The following is a 21,076-nucleotide window of genomic DNA, read 5'->3' as shown; positions in this document are numbered from 1 at the left end:
TTCAAACTGTTTTTCTTTTAATCAACTCATGTTCCACTTTAATTCTTTGTAATTTACCTTGTTCGAAAATAGTAAAAGCATTTTCTCCCAATTTTTTCAGGTGATGATCGAGCGTCGTGATCTCTAGCGCCTTACCAATTGGGAGATTTTCTTGTCCTAAAATAGCAACATCTTCCGGCACGCGCAAACCGAGCTTTTTGACGTGATACATAACGCCCGCCGCAACCTCGTCCCCATTTGCATAAATCGCATCAGGCCAATCTTTTCCATCCGCAAAAAAATATTCACCGGCCTTCAAACCATCTTCCAGCGTATAACATTCACTTAAAAAACGATTTTCGCCAACCGGGCCAAACACCTGCTCATAGGCATTAATTTTCCCATATGTACTCGTACTTTCACGCGATGCCCGCCCAGCTGTGAACGCCACTTTTTTATAACCTTCTTCTTGCAAAAATTGAAATCCAGCCCGGTACGCCTTCACGCGGTCAATATAAGAACACGATATCTCTTTAGATTCCACATACTCACACGCAATAATTGGTCCATACGCCAAATACGGTAAAATCACATCCCAATTATTAGCACGCGAAGTAATAATCAAGCCATCCACCTGCTTCGTTTTGAGGCGCATCAAGTACTTTTCTTCTTCTTTCGGATCATATCCTGTTGGAAAAAGTGTCACCGAATAACGGTTTTTAAAAGCTGCTTCCAAAATACCATTCACAATTTTGTCAAACCACGGATGATCATTATAAGGTATAATCACGCCAACCGTATTTGTTTTACCACGTGCTAAATCCATGGCGTTACGGTTAGGAGAATAGTCTAATTCATCGATAACAGCTTGCACACGGGCTCTTTTTTCCTCCGCAACATATGGATGATTATTAAGCACACGCGACACTGTCGTCACTGAAACTCCTGCTAATTTGGCTATTTCTTTAATATTTGGCATTTTAAAAACCTCATTCCTAAGAAAAAAGTGCGGATAGATTTCTCCCACCGCACTTTTATTTTATCTTTAAGCCATCTGCTCCAATTCGCGTGTTTGAATATCTTTCTCCACACGCACAGAAACCAATCTGGCATCATTCATTTCTTCTACTGTGAATCGAAGCACGCCATATTCTACCACGACTTCATCATCTTCTTCTGGAATTGTTCCAGTTAAGGTAAGCACAAACCCAGCTACAGTATCTACCCCACGTGATGGAAGTTCCACGTGAAACATTTTATTAAAATCATCAAGCGGCATGCGGCCTTCAACAATAAATGTATTATCATCGATTTTCTTTACTTCATCCGAAAACACATCATTTTCATCGTCAATTTCACCAACAATTTCTTCTAATAAATCTTCTACAGTGACAATACCTGCAACGCCACCATATTCATCCATTAAAATCGCCATTTGGTTTCTTGTTCTTTGCATATTTTTCAGTAGGTCATCAATAAACATCGTCTCTTGTGCAAAATACGCATCTTTAACGAGCGACTTCACATGGATGTTTTCAAAACCTGACTTTCTCGCTTCCGCAAAGAAATCTTTCATATGCAGAATACCCAGCACAGAGTCCTGATCGCCAGTATAGACGGGAACTCTTGAAAAATTCTCATTTAATAATGCGTCACAAAGCGCTTCCGATTCTGTTTCGGCATCAACCATAAACGCATCTGTTCGTGGCACCATTACTTCACGCGCATATTTATTGTCCATTTCAAATACACCACGAAGCATTTGTAATTCTTCTACCTCAATTACACCGTCACGTCGACCGGTTTCAATTAGTAGCTGCATTTCTTCCCGTGTCATTTTTTCATTATCGGTATTTTTCTCCATTCTCGTTAATTTGACCAGAATGTCTGTTGAAAAAGATAAGAATTTTACGAACGGACGAAGCACAACGCCAACTGCCATAATTGGTCGTACAGAAACACGTGCAATTTTTTCTGATTTTTGGAGTGCTAAACGTTTTGGATAAAGCTCGCCGAAAACTAATGTGATGTAAGACAACACAATCGTTACGACAATAATGGATAACTCTTTCGCAAAACTACTTCCACCAAAAACCGATTCAAGTCTAGTCGCAATGCTAGTCGCGGCTGACGCACTGGAGAAGAACCCAGCAAGCGTAATACCAACTTGGATTGTAGCAAGAAATTTACTTGGATCATCCACGAGTTTAGCGAGCATAACGGCTTTTTTATCGCCTGTTTCTGCTTGGCTTTTCACGCGGTTTTTGTTCAGTGATACAAGGGCCATCTCTGCTGAGGCAAAGAATGCGTTGAGCATGGTCAACACAACAATAAGAATTAACTGCAAGATAATCTGCTGACTCTCGGGGTCAGGGTTCATATGGAACTCTCCACTCCTTATTTTCATCGAGAAAACGAATAATCATTTCCTCTAAATATTCCGGACACTTGCCGGTTAAGAAAATTTTATCACGCCGCCCCCATTACTGCAAGGTTTCACATTTCCGCAAAAACTTTCACCGCGTCATTTTCCATCATTTCAAACGGATACGGAAGTGAAATTCGCTCTTTATTCACAGCAAAAATTCGTGCTTTTTTATTTCGATAATCGGTTAAATTGCAAAATGGGCTCACTCGGAAAGAAGTCCCCACAATTACAATCAAATCTGCTTGCCTAATAGCTGTGAGTGACTGATCTATCGCATCTTCTGGAATTGCTTCTTCGTAAAGCACCACATCCGGCCGAATGACTCCACCGCAATTTGCATGAATATCCGATTTCAAATAATCTTCCGCTGCAACGCTCATGCCGCATTTTTGGCAATAGCACTGATATAAACTCCCGTGGAAATTCACTACTTTTTTGGAACCCGCTTTTTCATGGAGACCATCAATATTTTGCGTAATGATTGTAACGTTCTTTGCCGCCTCAAGTTCAGCCATTTTCGTATGGATTGCATTAGGCATAGCATCCGGATAATACATATTTTCCGTAACAAATTGATAAAATTTCTCGGGTTCGCGCACAAGGCAAGTATGGCTCAGCATATACTCAGGGCTATTCATCCCCGCATATAAGCCGTTTTTTGACCGATAGTCCGGAATTCCTGAAGCTACAGAAACGCCAGCCCCAGTCAGAAAAACAATATGTTCCGCTTGCTTAATCGCTTCATTCAAATTATTCATTCTTTCAATTCCTTTCATTTGTATGTTGTTTATCTTTCCAACTCCACCATTTTCGCAACTCAGCTTCTTGCTCGTCTTCCTTGGTTTCCGCCGTATAAACCGCACAACGATACGTATATAGCACACAAGGATCCATTCGCTCACCGCGCTTATCGCAAGTATCTTCATATAATTCGAGTGGATTCTTTCCTTTTAAATCCGCAATCTCTTCAATCCCGATTTCGTTTAACATCAGTACCATTTTTTTACCTATTCCTGGTAATTTTATTAGATCAGTTGGCATGATTTCCCTTCTCTCTATGCATTTTTCGGTTGAAATAAAAACTAATTAGTACATTGATAAAAATAAAACCAGCAACTACAAGGAAGACATCCCCGTAACCAAAATGAGCCGCTACACTTGATCCAACAAGCGGTCCGATAACATTCCCGATATATTGAAACGATTGATTATACCCAAAAATTCGACCGGACACCTCGCGCGGCGTATTTTTCGTAAGTAGCGATTGAACTGCTGGGAGTAAGGCGCCGTCTGTAAGTCCTAGTAAGAAACGCAAAATGCCGAGTTGCAGTGGGTTCTGCGCGAAGGCCATTGGTATTTGGAGTAGCATTGATCCGATGAGTGCGCCTAATAAGATTCGCTCCGAGCCAATTCGGTCACCCCATCTGCCAAGTCGCGGTGCCGCAATGAGCGCTGCGACCCCGGGAACCGAAGCAATCATCCCACTAATAAAAGCAATGTTCTGCGCATTTCCCGCTAAATCCCGTACGTATAATGTCAAAATTGGGTTCACTGAGTTGGACGCGATTTGAATCATCATCGTCGTAATGAACAGCGAAATAATTAAGCCAGGATTTTTAAGTGCCAAGAAAACCTCTTTCCCTGACCGCATTTCCTTCTTCTCTACCGGTGTGAATTTCTCTTTTACAAAGAAAAGCGTTAGGAAAAAACTACCTAAAAGGAGCGCGCCAGTAATATAAAACACTGGTCTAACCCCAAATGCGTCCGATAAAGCCCCACCAATTAGTGGGCCGATTAATACGCCTGATACCGCCGCCGTTGATAGCGCACCAAGAGCCCAGCCACTGCGATGACGAGGAACTTGTGTGGCAACAAGCGCATTTGCCGTCGAAATATATCCTGAGAAAACACCCATCAATAAGCGTAAACCAACAAATTGATACACATTGCTTACTAGTCCCATCAAAATCATCGCAATCGCCATTCCTAAAGCAGCGCGCAGAAGCATAATTCTACGTCCTTTTTGGTCTGCTAGTTTGCCCCAGATTGGCGACATAATAGCAGATACTAAAAAGGTCGAGCTGAGCGCAATCCCTGACCACATACTTACTTGATCCGGATTATGTACGCCTAATTCTTCAATATATAATGGTAAAAATGGCATGATTAAATTCAATCCGGTCCCGGTCAGAAAACAGCCTACCCAGACGACATACAAATTTTTCTTCCAATTTTCCATAAATCCACCTAGATTCTTCTATCGTTATCCTTAATTATTCCACAAAAAAAGCGAAAGTAAAACTAAACCCTTCGCTTTTTTGCTATATTTACATAAAATGTTCCACGTGAAACATTTTACATCTCTAAATTTTCTCGTGGAACCCAGCCAGCTTCATTATCTTCTGTCACGCACCAAACCCAACCATTAAGCTCGCGATTGCTTTCTAATTTATCGCCTGGCTTTACGTTAAGTTCACGCGCAGAGTAATCCTCTGTCACAGTTCCACTTTTCGGATCGCTTCCCAATTGAATAATTTGTTTCGGAACCCATCCTTCTTTTCCAGATGACTTCACTTTGCAAAAAATCCAACCCGGATATTCCTTATCTTCTTCAAACACCCAAATAGACTCATTTTTATTAACAAAAAGTGGATTCGGATATTTGCTTCTATGTTCCTTTTTCACGACAAAAGTTCGATTCATAGTTAGAAACCTACCTCGTTATTTTTTAGCTGCTTCCCAGTCGGCAAGGAATTTATCAATCCCGCTGTCAGTCAAAGGATGTTTAAGCATTTGTTCAAACACTTTGAATGGCACCGTCGCAATATCCGCACCTGCTTTGGCACATTCGATTACGTGGATTGGATGCCGCACACTTGCTGAAATAATTTCTGTTGGGATACCATGAATTTCAAAAATTTCCGCAATGTCCCGAATAAGCACTAAACCATCGTCACCAATATCATCTAATCGTCCTAAGAATGGCGATACATATGTTGCTCCTGCTCGAGCAGCAAGTAATGCTTGTGTGGCAGAAAAAACAAGCGTCACATTGGTTTTTATTCCCTCTTCCGTCAACACTTTCACAGCCGCCAAACCTTCGCCAGTCATCGGTATTTTCACAACCATATTCGGATGGATTTTCGCAATAACCCGACCTTCTGCAACCATTTCATCCGCTTCTAAACTTACTACTTCGCCGCTAATTGGTCCGTCAACAATGGATGTGATTTCTTGAATGACCTCATTAAAATCGCGACCTTCTTTGGCAACAAGTGATGGATTTGTCGTAACTCCAGCAATGAACCCCATTCTGTTAGCCTTTTTGATTTCTTCTACGTTCGCTGTATCGATAAAAAATCTCATTAAAACATCCTCCTTTTCTATCAAGCGCTTTCAATTACAGAGCCATTATAACGCAAAAGTTTAAATAATGCTTTCGATGTGCTTTTTCGGCATAAAAAAAAGAATGCCACTTAGCATTCCAAAAAGTTTCACGTGAAACAAACTTATAAACGAGTTTTGTCCATCACTAGTAGAGGTTTTGGTCTATTTCTAATTATATCCTCTTTAATTAAACGCATGACTGTGTGAGCCACGTATTCGCGTGATGTGTTGGTGTATCTTGCAAGTACTTCTTGCGTAATTTCTCTTGGTAGCAATATCCCGTTATCAGAAAACGTCCCTAAAGTTTGAGCGCATTTGAGAATGGCTTTGCGGATTCGTTCTTCCTTCTTTAAGAAGCTTAGTTTTGCAAATGCGTGTGCTTCGCGTAATTCTTCTGCCATCACTTTAATCATAAAAAAGTTATTCTCATCCTTTTTATCGAAAATAGAAAACAAGAAATTGCTATCTACTTCCATAACTTCCCCGTGACCTAAGCTTTGCATCGAAACGTGTGGGCTCCATTCATCATAAAACAGATGATATAGTCCAAAACTATCTCCTTTTTGTAAGAAACGAACAATGCATTCTTTACAGCTTTCTTCTTCCATTTCTGCATCTTTCTCTACAATCATCCCGTATATGCCACTTAGAACAAAATAAACTTTTGTTCCAGCTGGACTTAAACTTTCTAGAACCTCACCCTTCTTGGTGCTGATAACCGAGCAGTAGTCTTTGTAATTTGGATGTTCAAAGCACAACTCCATTAATTTGCTAACCGTTAGATTGGATTCAAGCTCTTTTAAGAATAGCATATTCTCTCCTTTGCTATATTATATTGAAAAAACTCAACGTAATTATATCACAAAGGCTACATCCAAAATTCCATTCATAGCAATACCTGAAAAGCCTAAAAGTACTTTAAAGATAACTATTTTACAACTATTCACCAAATACTTAATTTTTATCTCTTTTACAGTTGTGTTTTCGACATAAATTCGAACTTTTTGTTACTTTTATTAAATATTCAAATCTAGATATTAATTTAATAATTACCACTTTAGACTGGTTTATTTCTCCCTAAAATGATTATACTTAAAAAGTAAGTAATTTATGGACGATCAACTCAGGGAGGGTGAAATGAATGGAACAGAAAAAATATAGTTGGCGAAATTTTTTCAGGTTACTTATTAGCGCAAAACCAGCGAATTGGATAATTTTCTGCGCTTTATTTGCTAGTGTGATAACTACAGTTGCCGGTCTTGTTGTGCCACTTTTTACGAAAAACTTAATTGACGGCTTTTCGATAGCTTCACTCGATGGAAAAATGATTGCTTTAATTGTCCTTGCGTTTGTTCTGCAAGCAATAACGAATGGTTTCTCGATTTTCTTGCTTAATTACATGGGGCAAAAAGTCGTTGCGACAATTCGCGAACGTTTATGGAGAAAAATTGTTCATTTGCCAGTTTCTTACTTTGATAATACGAAAACGGGTGAAATGGTCAGCCGCATGGTGAATGACACGGTGGTCGTGAAAGAGCTGATTGCCGATCACTTCCCGCAATTTGTCACTGGGATTATTTCCGTTGTGGGTGCGATTATTATCTTGTTCTTCATGGACTGGAAAATGACGCTTATTATTTTAGTGGCCGTTCCAATTACAGCGCTAGTTGTTGCGCCACTTGGTCAAAAAATGTTTAAAATCTCTAAGGGTCTTCAAAGTGAAACAGCTGACTTTACTGGCTCGATTAGTCAAACCCTTTCCGAAGCTAGACTTGTGAAAGCTTCAAATGCGGAAACAATTGAAACAGAAGCTGGTCACCAAGGCATCAATCGTTTATTTGGTTTTGGTATCCGTGAAGCGAAAGTTGTCGCAGTGCTTGGACCGCTAATTTTCTTCGTTGTCATGGGAGTTATCGTTGGTATCATTGGCTACGGAGGTATTCGTGTTTCAGCTGGAACGATGACTACTGGTACGCTGATTGCATTCTTGCTTTACCTTTTCCAAATTATCGTCCCTGTGACTTCTTTTGCCACCTTCTTCGCGCAACTTCAAAAAGCAAAAGGCGCCACAGAAAGAATTGCAGATATTTTGAATGAAAAAGAAGAAGATTTCGACGCTGGAAAAAAAGTCGACGTGAGCGGAAAAACTATTCGCGCAACGGACATTTCCTTCTCGTATAACGAAGGTGAGCCGATTCTAAAAGATGTTTCTTTTGATACAAAACCAGGTGAAGTCATCGCATTCGCCGGCCCTAGTGGCGGTGGTAAATCAACCTTATTTGCGATTTTAGAACGCTTCTACCAACCGAAAACAGGAGAAATTTTAGTTGGTGATACCCCACTTTCCGAGATTTCGATTAATTCGTGGCGTTCGCAAATTGGTTACGTTTCGCAGGAAAGTGCCATGCTTTCTGGCACCATTCGCGACAACCTTTGTTACGGCCTCGACCGTGAAATTAACGAAGACGAGCTATGGAATGTCGCAAAACTAGCTTATGCGGATGGCTTTATTTCCGAACTTCCTGACAAAATGGCAACCGAAGTCGGCGAACGTGGCGTGAAGCTCTCAGGCGGGCAAAGACAACGAATTGCGATTGCTCGAGCATTTTTACGCAATCCAAATATTCTTATGCTAGATGAGGCAACAGCAAGCTTAGATAGCCAATCCGAACAAATCGTTCAACAAGCGTTAGCAAACTTGATGGAAGGCCGAACTACTTTTGTTATCGCTCACCGCCTTTCCACTATCGTTAACGCCGACCAAATCCTCTTTATCGAACATGGCGAAATAACTGGACGTGGTACACATAGCGAATTAGTCGCTTCCCATCCACTTTACGCTTCCTTTGCAGAACAACAATTAAAATAAACATTTCCCGGGAAATAAAAACCGACGATGCGCAAATGCATCGTCGGTTTTTCTATAAGGATTGATGAAACTTTTTGAGTTCTGCTTTCTTTGTTTCGTCTAAATCATGCCACCTGATACCTTGCACGGCTCCTTCAAGTGCACATAACTCGCTTAGACAAACGCTTGAATCATTTTCCCAAATGCGTAAAAAGGCTTCTTTGCTTCCAACATCTTTTAGCTCGTCGGGGGTGTTTATTCCCGCTTTGATTAAGTCCTGCTCCAGTACTTTGCCAATGTTTGGTAATTCGCTAAGGTTCGCCATTACAGTTCCTTCTTCCATATTATTTTGGTAATTCTATTTTCTCAACGCCGCCCATATAACCTTGCAACACTTTCGGAATGCGTACAGAACCATCTGCATCTTGGTAGTTTTCTAAAATAGCAGCCACTGTGCGACCTAAAGCTAGGCCAGAGCCATTTAATGTGTGCACATACTCTGGTTTGCTTCCTGGTTCACGACGGAAACGAATGTTAGCGCGTCTTGCTTGGAAGCTTTCAAAATTACTGCAAGAAGAAATCTCACGGTAAGAATTGTAGCTCGGAATCCATACTTCTAAATCATATTTTTTAGCAGCAGTGAAGCCTAAATCAGCCGTACACATGCTTAGTACGCGGTATGGCAATTCTAGGCGGCGCAATACTTCTTCTGCGTTACCAGTTAATTTTTCAAGCGCCGCGTAAGAATCTTCTGGTTTTACAAATTGAACTAATTCCACTTTATTAAATTGATGTTGGCGGATTAAGCCACGCGTATCACGACCAGCAGATCCCGCTTCAGAACGGAAACATGCGCTAAATGCTGTATATTTTCTTGGTAAATCTTCTGCTTTTAAAATGTCTTCGCGGTGATAGTTGGTTACTGGTACTTCCGCTGTTGGAATAAGGAAATAATCTTCTGCTTCGATTAAGAAAGCATCCTCTTCAAATTTCGGCAGTTGACCAGTTCCTGTCATGCTCGCACGGTTTACCATGTATGGCGGTAACATTTCCTCATAGCCATGTTCGTTCGAATGCAAGTCCATCATAAAGTTAATAAGCGCACGTTCCAGTCTTGCACCTAATTTTTTATAAAAAACAAAACGGCTACCAGTTACTTTCGCAGCATTTTCGAAATCAAGGATATCTAAATCTGTTCCTAAATCCCAATGCGCTTTTGGTTCAAAATCGAATGCGCGAACTTCGCCCCATTTGCGGATTTCCACGTTATCGTCTTCCGATTCACCAACCGGAGTAGATTCGTGCGGAATGTTTGGAATCGACATTAAAATCATATCTAATTTTTCATCAATTTCGCGTAGTTCGATATCTAATGTTTTAATACGATCTCCAACAACACGCATTTCCTCAATTTTAGCGTCCGCATCTTGTTTTTCGCGTTTTAATTTCGCGATTTCTTGAGATACTTCATTACGCTGACTTTTCAACGCTTCTGTTTCGACAATCAGTATACGACGGCGTTTATCTAACTCGCCAAATTTCTCGAATTCACCAAGGTCTTCCCCACGATTTTGTAATTTCTGCTTTACTTCATCAAAATTATTACGTAACAATTTAACATCTAACATGCTAACTCCTCCTTATTTTTTTCCATATAAAAACTCCCGTACTTTCCCGACTTAACAGGAAAGGGACGAGAGTTAACCGCGTTGCCACCCTTATTGGGACTTCAAAAAAATCCCCAGCTTCATTTAGGTTTAACGGACCATTCCGGAATGATTTACTCGCAAAAATCTGCTTTCCACCACTCGCTCCAAGATGGATTCATAAGGAAACTTCACCAGTTCACACCAACCACTGGCTCTCTTTAGAAACTCTGCCTCATTACTACTTCTTGTCATCGCTTTTCGTATTAATTTAAAGTTATTCTATCGCATATCCGCTTAAATTACAAGCAAATCTTTAACCAATTAAATCGAGCGTGTCCGGCCCGTCATCTTCTGAATTAAGTATTCTGATTTGCTCCGGAACAATTTTTATAACGACAAAGGACGGTGAACCATCGCCTTGGAACCATTCTTTCGAGATATTTTCCCAAACGCGTTCTTTGATGGATTCATCTTCTTCAAGCGAAGCCAAGCCATTAATTTCTAAAAATGCAGAACCGGGGCCATCGTAGCCAATTAAAACGCACACGCGCGGATTTCGACGGACTTCTTCAGTTTTCGGTAGTTCTTTTCCAGACGGCGTATAAAGTGTCAAACCATCGTGGAGAAATGTCATATATCTAGCATGCGGAAAATCTTCTTGGACAGATGTCAAAACACCCACTTGATGTTGGTCCAAAATAGTAAGAATTTTATCTTCTAGTTCATTTTCCATCTAAAACACCTTCCTTTAGTCATTTAGTGTACCTTTCCACTTGTTTTTGGGCTTCAAACATTTCAGACTTGTTATCTCCGTAGCTATTTGCTATAAAAGAGTATAACCGTTTTAACTAGGGGGATTTAAAGTGATTTTATTAATCGACCATAATGATTCATTTACATATAATTTATACCAATATTTTTTAGAACTGCAGGAAGATGTGCGGGTTGTTTCGGCTACTGATTTCACACTGGAATCCTTTCAACAGCTCGCTCCAGAAATGGTTGTCCTTTCGCCCGGACCTGGTTCGCCGGAAGATTTCCCAGTAAGTTTAGCGCTACTCGATGAAATTCACGTCCCCATTCTCGGGATTTGCCTTGGCCATCAAATGATTGGTCATTTTTTTGGAGCAAAAGTGGTGCGCGCAGACGTCCCTGTCCACGGAAAAACCAGTATCATTTCGCATAACGGTGAGGGTTTATTCGCTGGACTTGATCCTAAATTCCAAGTCGCTCGCTATCATTCCTTAGTTATTGAACCCAGCTCTGTCCCAACTGATTTACAAGTAACCGCCGTGACGGAAGATGGCGTGTTGATGGGGTTTTCGCACGTAACCAAGCCCATTCACAGCGTCCAATTCCACCCAGAAGCAATCCTTTCCGAAAACGGCCACGCGATACTAGAAAACTTTGTACGACTAGGGAGGCAAGCCAAATGAGCTTATTACGATTTGATTTTGAAGGTGAAACAAAGATATTTGAAAAGCCGCTGCGTGAACTTGTTGCGCGCGATTTATCAGAAGTACTCCCTGTCATGAAAGCTGCCGAGGATGCCCAAAAATCCGGCAAATATGTTGCTGGTTTTGTTAGTTATGAAGCCGCTCCTGCTTTTCGAAGCAATTTAAAAACGAAAACCTCTACTGAAAATATGCCGCTCGTCTGGTTTGGCGTATACGATAATTTCACTGATACGAGTGCGGAAAGCCCAAATTCCGCGCCACTTTCTTTTAAAATGGATACAACTTACCCAGATTACGCGGCGAAAATCGCGCAAATAAAATCTGAAATCGCTGCCGGAAACACCTACCAAATCAACTACACCGTGCGCCTTCAAAGTGATGTGCCAAGCGACTTCTCCGCCCAAGCAACGTACGAAACTTTGCAGCAAGTCGGAAAAGCCAATTATACAGCGCTACTTTCGAATGACGAATTCCAAATAATTTCCGCCTCACCCGAACTCTTTTTTAAATGGAAGGAAAACGTTTTGACGACGCGTCCGATGAAAGGTACTGTTCGCCGGGGAAATACGGAGCAAGCAGACTTAGCGGCCCATAATTGGTTGAAAAATGATCCTAAAAATCGTGCAGAAAATGTGATGATTGTTGATTTGCTTCGAAATGACCTTGGGATGATTGCGATACCCGGGAGTGTGAAGGTTCCTAATTTGATGACTTTAGAGCCTTATCCAACTGTTTGGCAAATGACTTCTACCGTCACAGCAGAAACCGTTCCCGAGACGGATTTAACTTCTGTTTTCAAAGCGCTCTTCCCATGCGGCTCGATAACCGGCGCACCAAAAGCACGGACGATGGAGATTATTTCAGAGCTAGAAGATTCCCCGCGCGATGTGTACTGCGGTGCGATTGGATTTCTGGAACCGAACGGAAATGCGATTTTCAGCGTGCCCATTCGTACTATCGCTATTACGGATAACAAAGCAACTTACGGCGTTGGCGGCGGCATCGTCTGGGATTCCGATGCCGAAAGCGAATTTTCCGAAATTCACGCGAAATCAGCCATTTTAGAAAAAGCGACCAAGTTTTCTTTGATTGAATGTTTGCGCTTGGAGAACGGCGAACTCGCCCGAACCGATTTTCATTTAAAACGACTTCAAACGAGCGCTGCGTTTTTTGGTTACTCTTTTAATAGGGAAGAAATTAGGGAGTTATGGAACGAAACCGCGCGAAAAAATGCAACTGGCACATACAAATTGCGTTTTTTACTACACCCAGATGGCACGCATCAGTTAGAACTCGCTGAAATCAGCGCGAAAAATACACCAATAACAGCTCAACTCGCCGAAAAACCAGTTTTAACTAATGATTTATTCCTTTATCATAAAACCACTCATCGCCAGGTTTATGAAGACTTGAAAAGTACTACAACCGCGGAAACGCTGCTTTGGAATGAACGCGAGGAACTAACTGAATTCATTAACGGGAATATAGTTCTAGGTATAAATGGCTGTTTTTTCACTCCGCCAGCAACTTCTGGACTCCTTCCCGGCACAATGCGAGCCGAACTTTTAGCAAATAATAAGATTACTGAAAAAACGCTAGTAAAAAAAGACCTTTTTGATGCAGACTTTGTGTGGTTAATTAATAGCGTAAGAGGTTTTGTAGAAGTGGAAATCGAATGAAGAAGCGCAGACCTTTTCACAATTTAAAATGATTTTTCATCGCTCAATCCGCCATATTTTCGCCACATTTACAATTCGTGAAAATATTACTTGCATATTTTCACAATCTATATTAGAATATGTGTTCGCACATATTTATTTCCGTTTTCCAAGGGAGGAAAATCATGAAAGTATTGTTTCACCATCTTAAAAAATACAAGCTACAAGCGACACTATCTACACTGTTTGTAGTAGTCATGGTTATCTCACAACTATGGCAACCAAAGTTACTTCAGCAAGTCCTAGACGCCATCATGAAAGACGATATGGATAAAATTTCGTCCATCGGCGCACTTTTAATCGGTATCGCCGCAGTCGGCCTTATCGCCGGGATTCTAAACACGATTCTTTCTGCCAAAGTCGCTCAAGGCGTTGGTGCGGATATTCGTGAATCTAGTTTCCGTAAAATCCAAACATTTTCATTCAGCAACATCGAAAAACTTTCGACAGGTAATCTTGTTGTTCGTCAAACAAACGACATTACCCAAGTACAAAACTTAGTGATGCTTTCACTACAATCGCTAACGAGAATTCCGATCATGTTTATCGGGGCTTTTGTCCTAGCGATGTTTACCTTGCCTGAATTATGGTGGGTAATTATTGTACTCGTTGTTCTCGTTGTTCTGATTGTTGTATTCACATTCGGCTCAATGGGTAAACACTTTGCAATTATCCAAACGTTAATTGACCGCGTGAATTCTATCGCAAAAGAAAACCTTGCCGGTATGCGCGTAGTTAAATCTTTCGTGCAAGAAGACAATGAAATCGGTCGTTTTACAACGGTTAGTGACAAATTAACTCGCCATACGATTATTGTTGGTACACTTTTCTCTGTTATGATTCCTGCATTTATGCTCGTTTCTAACTTAGCAATTGTTGTTTCCATTTTCTTCGTAGGCGACATGGCTGCAGATAATCCTGAAGTTATCGGGGCTATCGCATCATTCATGAACTACTTAATGCAAATTATGATGGCAATTATTATCGGTGGTATGCTGATGATGATGGCTTCTCGTGCGCTTATTTCCTTGAAACGTATTACCGAAGTTCTAGAAACAGAACCCGATATTACATACAACGAAAACGCGCCAGAACAAGACTTAGAAGGTACAGTTGAATTCCGTAACGTTAGTTTTAAATACGACGGTGACGATACGCCTGCGCTTGAAGATATTTCATTCAAAGCAAGTGTTGGTGAAATGGTCGGTATTGTTGGTGCAACAGGTTCTGGTAAATCCACTCTTGCACAACTAATTCCTCGCCTATACGACCCAACTGAAGGTGAAGTTATTATCGGCGGAACTAACCTAAAAGATATCAACAAGAAAACCCTTCGTAGCACTGTTTCCTTCGTGCTTCAACGCGCGATTCTTTTCTCCGGAACGATTGCAGACAATTTACGTCATGGTAAAAAAGACGCAACTGCTGAAGAAATGGAACACGCAAGTAAAATAGCACAAGCGAAAGAGTTCATCGACAAACAAGCAAATCTTTACGAAGCGCCTGTTTCTGAGCGTGGGAATAACTTCTCTGGTGGACAAAAACAACGTCTATCAATCACACGTGGAGTTATCGGTTCGCCGAAAGTTCTAATTCTTGATGACAGCACAAGTGCGCTTGATGCAAAATCCGAGAAATTAGTAAAAGAAGCATTGAATAAAGAACTGGACGAAACTACTACTTTCATCATTGCACAAAAAATCTCTTCTGTTATTCAAGCAGATAAAATTCTCGTGCTAGATCAAGGTAAACTAGTTGGCGTTGGTTCCCATAAAGAACTTCTGAAAGAAAATGCAATCTACCGTGAAATTTACGACACTCAAAAAGGCAAGGAGGTAACCGCATAATGAAAGAGTTTAAACAAATTAGCCGCTTTTTCTGGCACTATCTGCGGGGTTATAAGCCTCAACTTTTTGTCATTTTAATTGCTGTAGTTTTTGCGACATACCTTCAAGTAAAAGCACCACAATATATTGGTAACGCCGTTCAAGAACTTGGAGATTACGTGGTTAATTTAATGAAAACAGGCGTTGATGACAAGAGCGATTTCATCCATATCATTTGGATGCTGATTCTCTGCTACGTACTGCTCGCTGCTGCGACTTTTATCCAAAGTATCATTATGACAGGGGTAGCTGGTAAATCGACGAACAGAATGCGTATAGGGCTTTTCCGCAAGATGGAAAAACTATCAATCCGTTTCTTCGATAGCCGCAATGATGGCGAAATGCTTAGCCGTTTCACTAGTGACTTGGATAACATTTCCAACACACTAAACCAAGCCCTGATTCAAGTACTATCAAACGTTGCGCTAATGATTGGTGTTATCATCATGATGTTCCAACAAAACGTGGAGCTAGCCTTCGTTACTTTAATATCTGCTCCATTTGCGATAATTATTGCGACAGTGATCATCCGAAAAGCTCGTAAATTCGTTGATGTTCAACAAGATGAACTAGGCGTACTAAACGGCTACATTGATGAAAAAATTTCTGGTCAAAAAATCATTATCACAAACGGCCTAGAAGAAGAAACAATCGACGGCTTTGTTAAACAAAACAATATCGTTAAAAACGCAACTTATAAAGGTCAAGTTTACTCCGGTTTACTTTTCCCAATGATGCAAGGTATTTCCCTATTAAATACAGCTATCGTTATCTTCTTCGGTGGATGGTTAGCTCTAAACGGCGACCTTGAACGCACAGCCGCTCTTGGTTTAATCGTTATGTTCGTTCAATATTCGCAACAATTCTACATGCCTCTAACGCAAATTTCATCCCAGTACAGCTTGCTACAATTAGCAATTACTGGTGCTCGCCGTGTTAGCGAAGTATTTGCAGAGGAAGAAGAAGTGGAACGCGAAAACTTACAAACAATTGATGGTATTAATAAAGGTGTCAAACTCGATCATGTTGATTTCGCTTATGACCCTGCAAAACCAGTTCTAAAAGACGTTTCAATTGATGTAAGTAAAGGTAAAATGGTTGCTCTTGTCGGACCAACTGGCTCTGGTAAAACAACTGTTATGAACCTGCTTAACCGTTTCTACAATGTCGATGGTGGAGCGATTCTCTTTGATGATATCGACATCCGCGACATTCGCCTTGATTCGCTTCGTAAACAAGTCGGTATCGTGCTACAAGATTCCGTGTTATTCACAGGAACCATCCGCGATAACATTGTTTTCGGTAAACCCGAAGCAAGCGACGACGAAGTAATCAATGCAGCCAAACAAGCTAACATCCACGATTTCATTATGAACCTAGAAAAAGGTTACGATACAGAAATCAGTGACGAAAATAATATTTTCAGTGTTGGTCAAAAGCAGCTTATGAGTATTGCTAGAACTATCATTACTAACCCGTCTCTTCTAATTCTAGATGAAGCAACAAGTAATGTAGACACAGTAACCGAAAGCCGCATCCAAAAAGCAATGGACAACGTAATCTCCGGCCGAACTAGCTTCGTCATTGCCCACCGTTTAAAAACAATCCTCGATGCCGACCATATCGTCGTGCTACATCAAGGTGAAGTGATTGAGCAAGGTAATCATGATGAGTTGATGAAGGCGGAAGGATTTTATTCTGAGCTTTATCATAATCAGTTTGTTATTGAGTAAAACAGTTCTTACTTGTGTTTTATACAGCAACTGACAAATAAACAAGCAGAAAGCTATGCCGTTTTGTAAATGGCATAGCTTTCTGCTTGTTTTAATTTTAAATAAGGTTTGGTTTAATCCACAAAGATTTTAAATGTTGGTCATTATCAAGAACTGCGACTATATTTTCAAGAAACTCTACACATGTATCACTACTACTATTTTTCAAATCACCAAAACATAGCCAATTTTGTTCTGAATCATAGTAAGTATACCATGTAGCTTTTTTATCTAATCTCCATGTTCCCGGTTCATAATCATCTAGTAAAACTAGTTTCCCTTTGCGTATATTCAATGGTAACGCTAGCTTTCTTTCCCTCCAGCTTTCTTTTGGTGCAAATCCCCACACTTGATTAGCAGTCATCTGAGTAGAGTCGAAACCTATATTTATATAACTGATAAGTAATGAAATATCTGAGTTTAACATTGGAGTAAAATCTAGTGCGCCATCTTCCCTGATATATTTAACATGCCCATTAATTATCTTTTTCTCAAATACCACATTTAACTTAATCATTTTCCACCTCTTTTTTAGCATTTACAAATTAACATCTATTACTTGTATCCCATTAATACGAGCACAACCATTAATTTCTTTGATTAAATTATCTCTATGAAACTGATATTGCTCCGTGTACTTCTCTTTCACCATCTGTATTTATATACTCCGGTAATAAAATTAGTTTGATCCATTTTCTTTATTATATATTCATTTCCTTCAAATTCTCCACATCTGATATATCTATTTTATTCATACTCATTAATCTCTATCTCACACGCAATAAATTCATACATACCTATTCCATCCAAAAATAAAATGAAATGTTTTGGTTTCCAAAAATCATAGTATTCATTATTTATTGCTTTTAACTCATTTGACCAATCTGAATCTAGGAGTTCAACAATTTTATCATATGAATCATATAATTTAGGTGTAAATCTAGTAGAAGTTTTTTTGTAACAAAGTACAGAGTCTAGCTCTACTTTTACTTTATTTATTCTACCCTCATCGTCATAACCCTCAATTTTCAGTATATTTTTCATCCCATCGATAATAAACTCGGGTTCCTTTATTAAGTTTGAAGAAAACATTTTCAACTCATAAATAATCTTACTCATTCTAATTACCTCCGCGTGGTCTAACACTCTCAATTTCAGTAATTAATTCCTCTAACAATTGATTACCTGCTCTCTACTTACAGCGTTCCACTGCACTCTTGCATTTCAGCTTGCGTTAACTCTTGAGATGTTCTCGAATTAGGAATCAACGCATTTCCAAGCAGTACTTTATACGCATTTAAGAGAGCTCTTCCAAGCTCTCTTATATGAACCATCATGCACTAACTACAGCTAGCTTTTTACTAGCTACTTGATTGTCAATCTTGTTATAGAAGCGCATTATTTATTTTATAAAGCTATATTTCCAAACTACTTTTAACTTTTTTTAGCAGTTCTATAAACTCATTTCCTTCTGGATTTCTTTCCGCCTCTTTTTTTACATTCTCATCTAAATAATCATAAAATATTTTAAAATCTAAGTATGCTATTTGGTCAATCTCTACAGCTGGGAATCCTAATTCAACTAAAACATGTTTATCATCTAATGGTCTTGGTAATTGAGCCATATCATAATCATCTAAGTCGTTTTTAAAGGAAACAAAAACTATTTCTTGTCCGTATCCTTCTTTTTCTTTAAAAGCAGACAAAGCCTTTTTCAAATATCTTCCACTTATTATTGAAAAATACGTTAACATAAGTTGATCTATACTTTTCTTGTCTTCTAAAAGTTGAAATTCATTTTGCATAATATCCCTATCCAATCATTCGCTTTTGTAGGCTTATCACTTTTTGTTTTGCCGTTTCTTTTCTCAATATTCGAAAACAAATCATTCGCGTCTTGGAAACAGTTAACTCTGCTTAATGCTTGAAAATAAAACTAATAGTCAACTGTTGAAAGATAATAAAAAAGAAAATCCACAATGTAGTTAATATTCAAAGTGGATTTTTTAATCGTACATATATAATCATTCATCCGATTGCAAAAGCCGCTTCCTAATTGAACGAGCCTCCACCCTCTTAAACTCCCACAAGTATACTCCACAGGGAAAATTCACCCTATCGGGTACACTTATGAAAGTTTATCTAAGAGAATCTCTCTTTTCAATGAGACTACATTTTCGAACTGTAATCATTTCTTAGTAACTACTAATTTACATCAATTACTTGTATTCCTTTAACCTGAGCACAGTCATTAATCTCTTTGATTAAATTGTTTCTATAAACTGATCTTGCTCCATGTATTTCTCTTTCACCATCTGTATCTATATATTCCGGAAATAAAATAAAATTGGTTTGATCCATTTTTTTTATTATATATTCATTTCCTTCAAATTCTCCACATCTGATATGATATGAAGTTATAAAAGACATTATATCTTCATATAATTCCTGTGTATTAATTTCTGCCTGCAAAAATCCTTCTAAAACATCCATAATAATCTCACCTTTCTATTTTACTGGATAAGATGATAACATACCTCCATCTTCTGATAATACAACTTTAATTAAGTTTTCTCCCTTGGTTCCTATAGTTTTTCTGGCGTCAACTATTACAGAATAATTTTGTTACCAGTCCTCTTCCGCACGATTACATTCTACATTTATTTTGATAGCGGGTTCTATCCATGCCAACAAATTGTATTTACACAATCTTATATTTCCTTATAAACTATAGAGTATATAAAATTTTCTCCAAACCTTTCAAAATAAGATTCTATATAATCCTTTGCTTTTTCCTCTGAAAGTCTAATTCCTTCTGCATTTTCTTCTGCATTAATATACCAATTATCATATGTTACTTCAATACTATTATTCAATAGTTGATACACATCTCCGCCTAAGATTATATATCCATTCCTCGTTAAAATATTGATTACCTGCACGATATCACTATAATGCCAAGCAACTTCACTAGCACCCACACTATCTTCTAAATTAATTTTTTTAGACCATGTGGATTTTGGAATGATTTTTTGGATAGCCTCTAAATGATTACTATTCATGTCAACTTTCTCCTTATGTATTCTCATATAGCTCCATAAGTCTTCTATTTCATATTTAAATAAGATTTTACCAGATTTTTAGATGCCGGAATTAACTCTTCTTTAATTTCAACATACTTGCCACCAACACCTGTATATAAACATTCATCGCAAAATTTGACAATTGGCTCACTCTCTCCAGCAATAACGGTTAAACGCATGTTACTTTCAGAGCAAACTGGGCATACTTCATCAATCATATATGCACTCAGTGTCCATATTAAGGCTGAAACTTGGTTGCAAATATCTTCTTCCTGATTTTCTTCGACTTTTGTTTTATAAAAAAATATACCCGCTTCTAAATTATCATCTGAATGACCTAGAATAAAACCTTGAGATTTAAATTTTCTAATTGATTTTAAGTAATCTAATGATGTGTATTTCTGAAATTCAGATTCGTATTTATTCACAAATTGAATAAGAATATCAAAAAAAACATTTAACTTATTTTTATCAAAATCATCATAGATTTTGATAATATCTGTATGTATAATAACCTCCTATTATACATACTTAAGAGAGCTCTTTCAAGCTCTCTTAAATGAATCATCATGCACACTAACAGCTAGCGTTTTGTTAGCTATTGGCAACTTGATTAGTGAGTTACTCCTTACTGGTCAAGGCTTTATTTTCTCGATTCCCGTTGAGTGATAGAGTGCCTTTTTATTTAACTTGCAGATATAACTTCTAATTCTTTAAAATGAAAATCAATAGAATTATTTTCGTAGTCTTCTAAGCGATACTTTCTTTGTGTCTCGCAACTTGAATCTAGCCTGCTTATTTTAAACCCTAATAGTTGGTTATATGATTCACCAAAATTATTTAAACTTAGCTCTGCTACATCTTTAAAT

At 38.9% G+C, this 21,076-nt stretch carries 23 protein-coding genes and 1 other annotated feature; of the genes, 5 read left to right on the top strand and 18 right to left on the bottom strand.

What is annotated here, in order from left to right:
* Position 1: 1 nt before the first annotated feature.
* From HCX62_RS12415 to HCX62_RS12380, 8 genes are all read right to left on the bottom strand, one after another.
* The gene (locus tag HCX62_RS12415; protein WP_185639284.1) at positions 2–958 is read right to left on the bottom strand and encodes a LacI family DNA-binding transcriptional regulator; all 957 of its coding nucleotides are present in this window, start codon (positions 956–958) and stop codon (positions 2–4) included.
* Positions 959–1,024: 66 nt separating this feature from the next.
* Complete coding sequence (locus HCX62_RS12410; protein ID WP_185639283.1) at positions 1,025–2,359, bottom strand: hemolysin family protein; 1,335 nt, start codon at positions 2,357–2,359, stop codon at positions 1,025–1,027.
* A gap of 116 nt (positions 2,360–2,475) precedes the next feature.
* Positions 2,476–3,165, bottom strand: coding sequence for an NAD-dependent protein deacylase (locus HCX62_RS12405; RefSeq protein WP_185639282.1), 690 nt, complete (start codon positions 3,163–3,165; stop codon positions 2,476–2,478).
* 4 nt (positions 3,166–3,169) lie between these two features.
* Positions 3,170–3,448: a helix-hairpin-helix domain-containing protein gene (locus HCX62_RS12400; protein ID WP_185639281.1), complete on the bottom strand. Its 279-nt coding sequence runs from the start codon at positions 3,446–3,448 to the stop codon at positions 3,170–3,172.
* Entirely contained in the window at positions 3,438–4,646 is a 1,209-nt protein-coding gene (lde, locus tag HCX62_RS12395) for a multidrug efflux MFS transporter Lde (RefSeq protein ID WP_185639280.1), read from the bottom strand. The genes HCX62_RS12400 and lde overlap by 11 nt, the downstream gene beginning before the upstream one ends.
* Positions 4,647–4,762: 116 nt before the next feature.
* Positions 4,763–5,110, bottom strand: coding sequence for an SH3 domain-containing protein (locus tag HCX62_RS12390; protein ID WP_185639279.1), 348 nt, complete (start codon positions 5,108–5,110; stop codon positions 4,763–4,765).
* Positions 5,111–5,128: 18 nt separating this feature from the next.
* Positions 5,129–5,773 carry a fructose-6-phosphate aldolase gene (gene fsa, locus HCX62_RS12385; RefSeq protein ID WP_185639278.1) on the bottom strand — a complete coding sequence of 215 codons (645 nt, stop codon included), beginning with the start codon at positions 5,771–5,773 and terminating at the stop codon, positions 5,129–5,131.
* Positions 5,774–5,916: 143 nt separating this feature from the next.
* Positions 5,917–6,606 (bottom strand): Crp/Fnr family transcriptional regulator, encoded by a 690-nt coding sequence (locus tag HCX62_RS12380; protein ID WP_185639277.1) that lies wholly within the window; start codon positions 6,604–6,606, stop codon positions 5,917–5,919.
* Between the two features lie 329 nt (positions 6,607–6,935).
* Between HCX62_RS12380 and HCX62_RS12375 the strand changes: the two genes are divergently transcribed.
* Complete coding sequence (locus tag HCX62_RS12375) at positions 6,936–8,663, top strand: ABC transporter ATP-binding protein (RefSeq protein ID WP_185639276.1); 1,728 nt, start codon at positions 6,936–6,938, stop codon at positions 8,661–8,663.
* A gap of 52 nt (positions 8,664–8,715) precedes the next feature.
* Here the strand turns inward: HCX62_RS12375 and HCX62_RS12370 are convergent, their stop codons facing one another.
* From HCX62_RS12370 to HCX62_RS12360, 3 genes are all read right to left on the bottom strand, one after another.
* Positions 8,716–8,967: a TfoX/Sxy family protein gene (locus HCX62_RS12370; RefSeq protein WP_185554284.1), complete on the bottom strand. Its 252-nt coding sequence runs from the start codon at positions 8,965–8,967 to the stop codon at positions 8,716–8,718.
* A 19-nt stretch (positions 8,968–8,986) separates the two neighbouring features.
* The gene (gene serS / locus HCX62_RS12365; RefSeq protein WP_185639275.1) at positions 8,987–10,270 is read right to left on the bottom strand and encodes a serine--tRNA ligase; all 1,284 of its coding nucleotides are present in this window, start codon (positions 10,268–10,270) and stop codon (positions 8,987–8,989) included.
* A gap of 58 nt (positions 10,271–10,328) precedes the next feature.
* Positions 10,329–10,552 (bottom strand) — a binding site (T-box leader).
* Positions 10,553–10,604: 52 nt separating this feature from the next.
* Entirely contained in the window at positions 10,605–11,024 is a 420-nt protein-coding gene (locus HCX62_RS12360; RefSeq protein ID WP_185639274.1) for a pyridoxamine 5'-phosphate oxidase family protein, read from the bottom strand.
* A 130-nt stretch (positions 11,025–11,154) separates the two neighbouring features.
* Between HCX62_RS12360 and HCX62_RS12355 the strand changes: the two genes are divergently transcribed.
* The 4 genes from HCX62_RS12355 (at position 11,155) to HCX62_RS12340 (ending at position 17,085) form a co-directional block, all read left to right on the top strand.
* Positions 11,155–11,727, top strand: a complete 573-nt coding sequence (locus HCX62_RS12355) for an anthranilate synthase component II (RefSeq protein WP_185639273.1) — start codon at positions 11,155–11,157, stop codon at positions 11,725–11,727.
* Positions 11,724–13,427, top strand: coding sequence for an aminodeoxychorismate synthase component I (gene pabB, locus HCX62_RS12350; RefSeq protein WP_185639272.1), 1,704 nt, complete (start codon positions 11,724–11,726; stop codon positions 13,425–13,427). The genes HCX62_RS12355 and pabB overlap by 4 nt, the downstream gene beginning before the upstream one ends.
* Before the next feature lie 164 nt (positions 13,428–13,591).
* Positions 13,592–15,313, top strand: a complete 1,722-nt coding sequence (locus HCX62_RS12345; RefSeq protein WP_185639271.1) for an ABC transporter ATP-binding protein — start codon at positions 13,592–13,594, stop codon at positions 15,311–15,313.
* Positions 15,313–17,085: an ABC transporter ATP-binding protein gene (locus HCX62_RS12340; RefSeq protein ID WP_185639270.1), complete on the top strand. Its 1,773-nt coding sequence runs from the start codon at positions 15,313–15,315 to the stop codon at positions 17,083–17,085. The genes HCX62_RS12345 and HCX62_RS12340 overlap by 1 nt, the downstream gene beginning before the upstream one ends.
* A gap of 97 nt (positions 17,086–17,182) precedes the next feature.
* Here HCX62_RS12340 and HCX62_RS12335 read toward each other — a convergent pair whose 3' ends face one another.
* The 7 genes from HCX62_RS12335 to HCX62_RS14000 form a co-directional block, all read right to left on the bottom strand.
* Positions 17,183–17,641 carry a hypothetical protein gene (locus tag HCX62_RS12335; RefSeq protein ID WP_185480430.1) on the bottom strand — a complete coding sequence of 153 codons (459 nt, stop codon included), beginning with the start codon at positions 17,639–17,641 and terminating at the stop codon, positions 17,183–17,185.
* A 230-nt stretch (positions 17,642–17,871) separates the two neighbouring features.
* On the bottom strand, positions 17,872–18,243 hold the full coding sequence (locus HCX62_RS12330; protein ID WP_185480431.1) for a hypothetical protein: 372 nt from the start codon (positions 18,241–18,243) through the stop codon (positions 17,872–17,874).
* 296 nt (positions 18,244–18,539) lie between these two features.
* On the bottom strand, positions 18,540–18,929 hold the full coding sequence (gene cdiI, locus HCX62_RS12325; protein ID WP_185639269.1) for a ribonuclease toxin immunity protein CdiI: 390 nt from the start codon (positions 18,927–18,929) through the stop codon (positions 18,540–18,542).
* Positions 18,930–19,329: 400 nt separating this feature from the next.
* Entirely contained in the window at positions 19,330–19,617 is a 288-nt protein-coding gene (locus HCX62_RS12320; protein ID WP_061665432.1) for a hypothetical protein, read from the bottom strand.
* 218 nt (positions 19,618–19,835) lie between these two features.
* Positions 19,836–20,186, bottom strand: a complete 351-nt coding sequence (imm40, locus tag HCX62_RS12315; RefSeq protein WP_185639268.1) for an Imm40 family immunity protein — start codon at positions 20,184–20,186, stop codon at positions 19,836–19,838.
* A gap of 44 nt (positions 20,187–20,230) precedes the next feature.
* Positions 20,231–20,635: a hypothetical protein gene (locus HCX62_RS12310; RefSeq protein WP_221771491.1), complete on the bottom strand. Its 405-nt coding sequence runs from the start codon at positions 20,633–20,635 to the stop codon at positions 20,231–20,233.
* 257 nt (positions 20,636–20,892) lie between these two features.
* Positions 20,893–21,076: hypothetical protein (locus HCX62_RS14000; protein ID WP_221771490.1), on the bottom strand; the 184-nt coding region annotated here is incomplete at its 5' end.

Origin of the sequence: Listeria swaminathanii, assembly GCF_014229645.1 — a bacterium.
GTDB lineage: Bacteria > Bacillota > Bacilli > Lactobacillales > Listeriaceae > Listeria > Listeria swaminathanii.
Note: the sequence above shows the minus strand (reverse complement) of the source record. Positions and strands in the feature narration are given on the sequence as shown.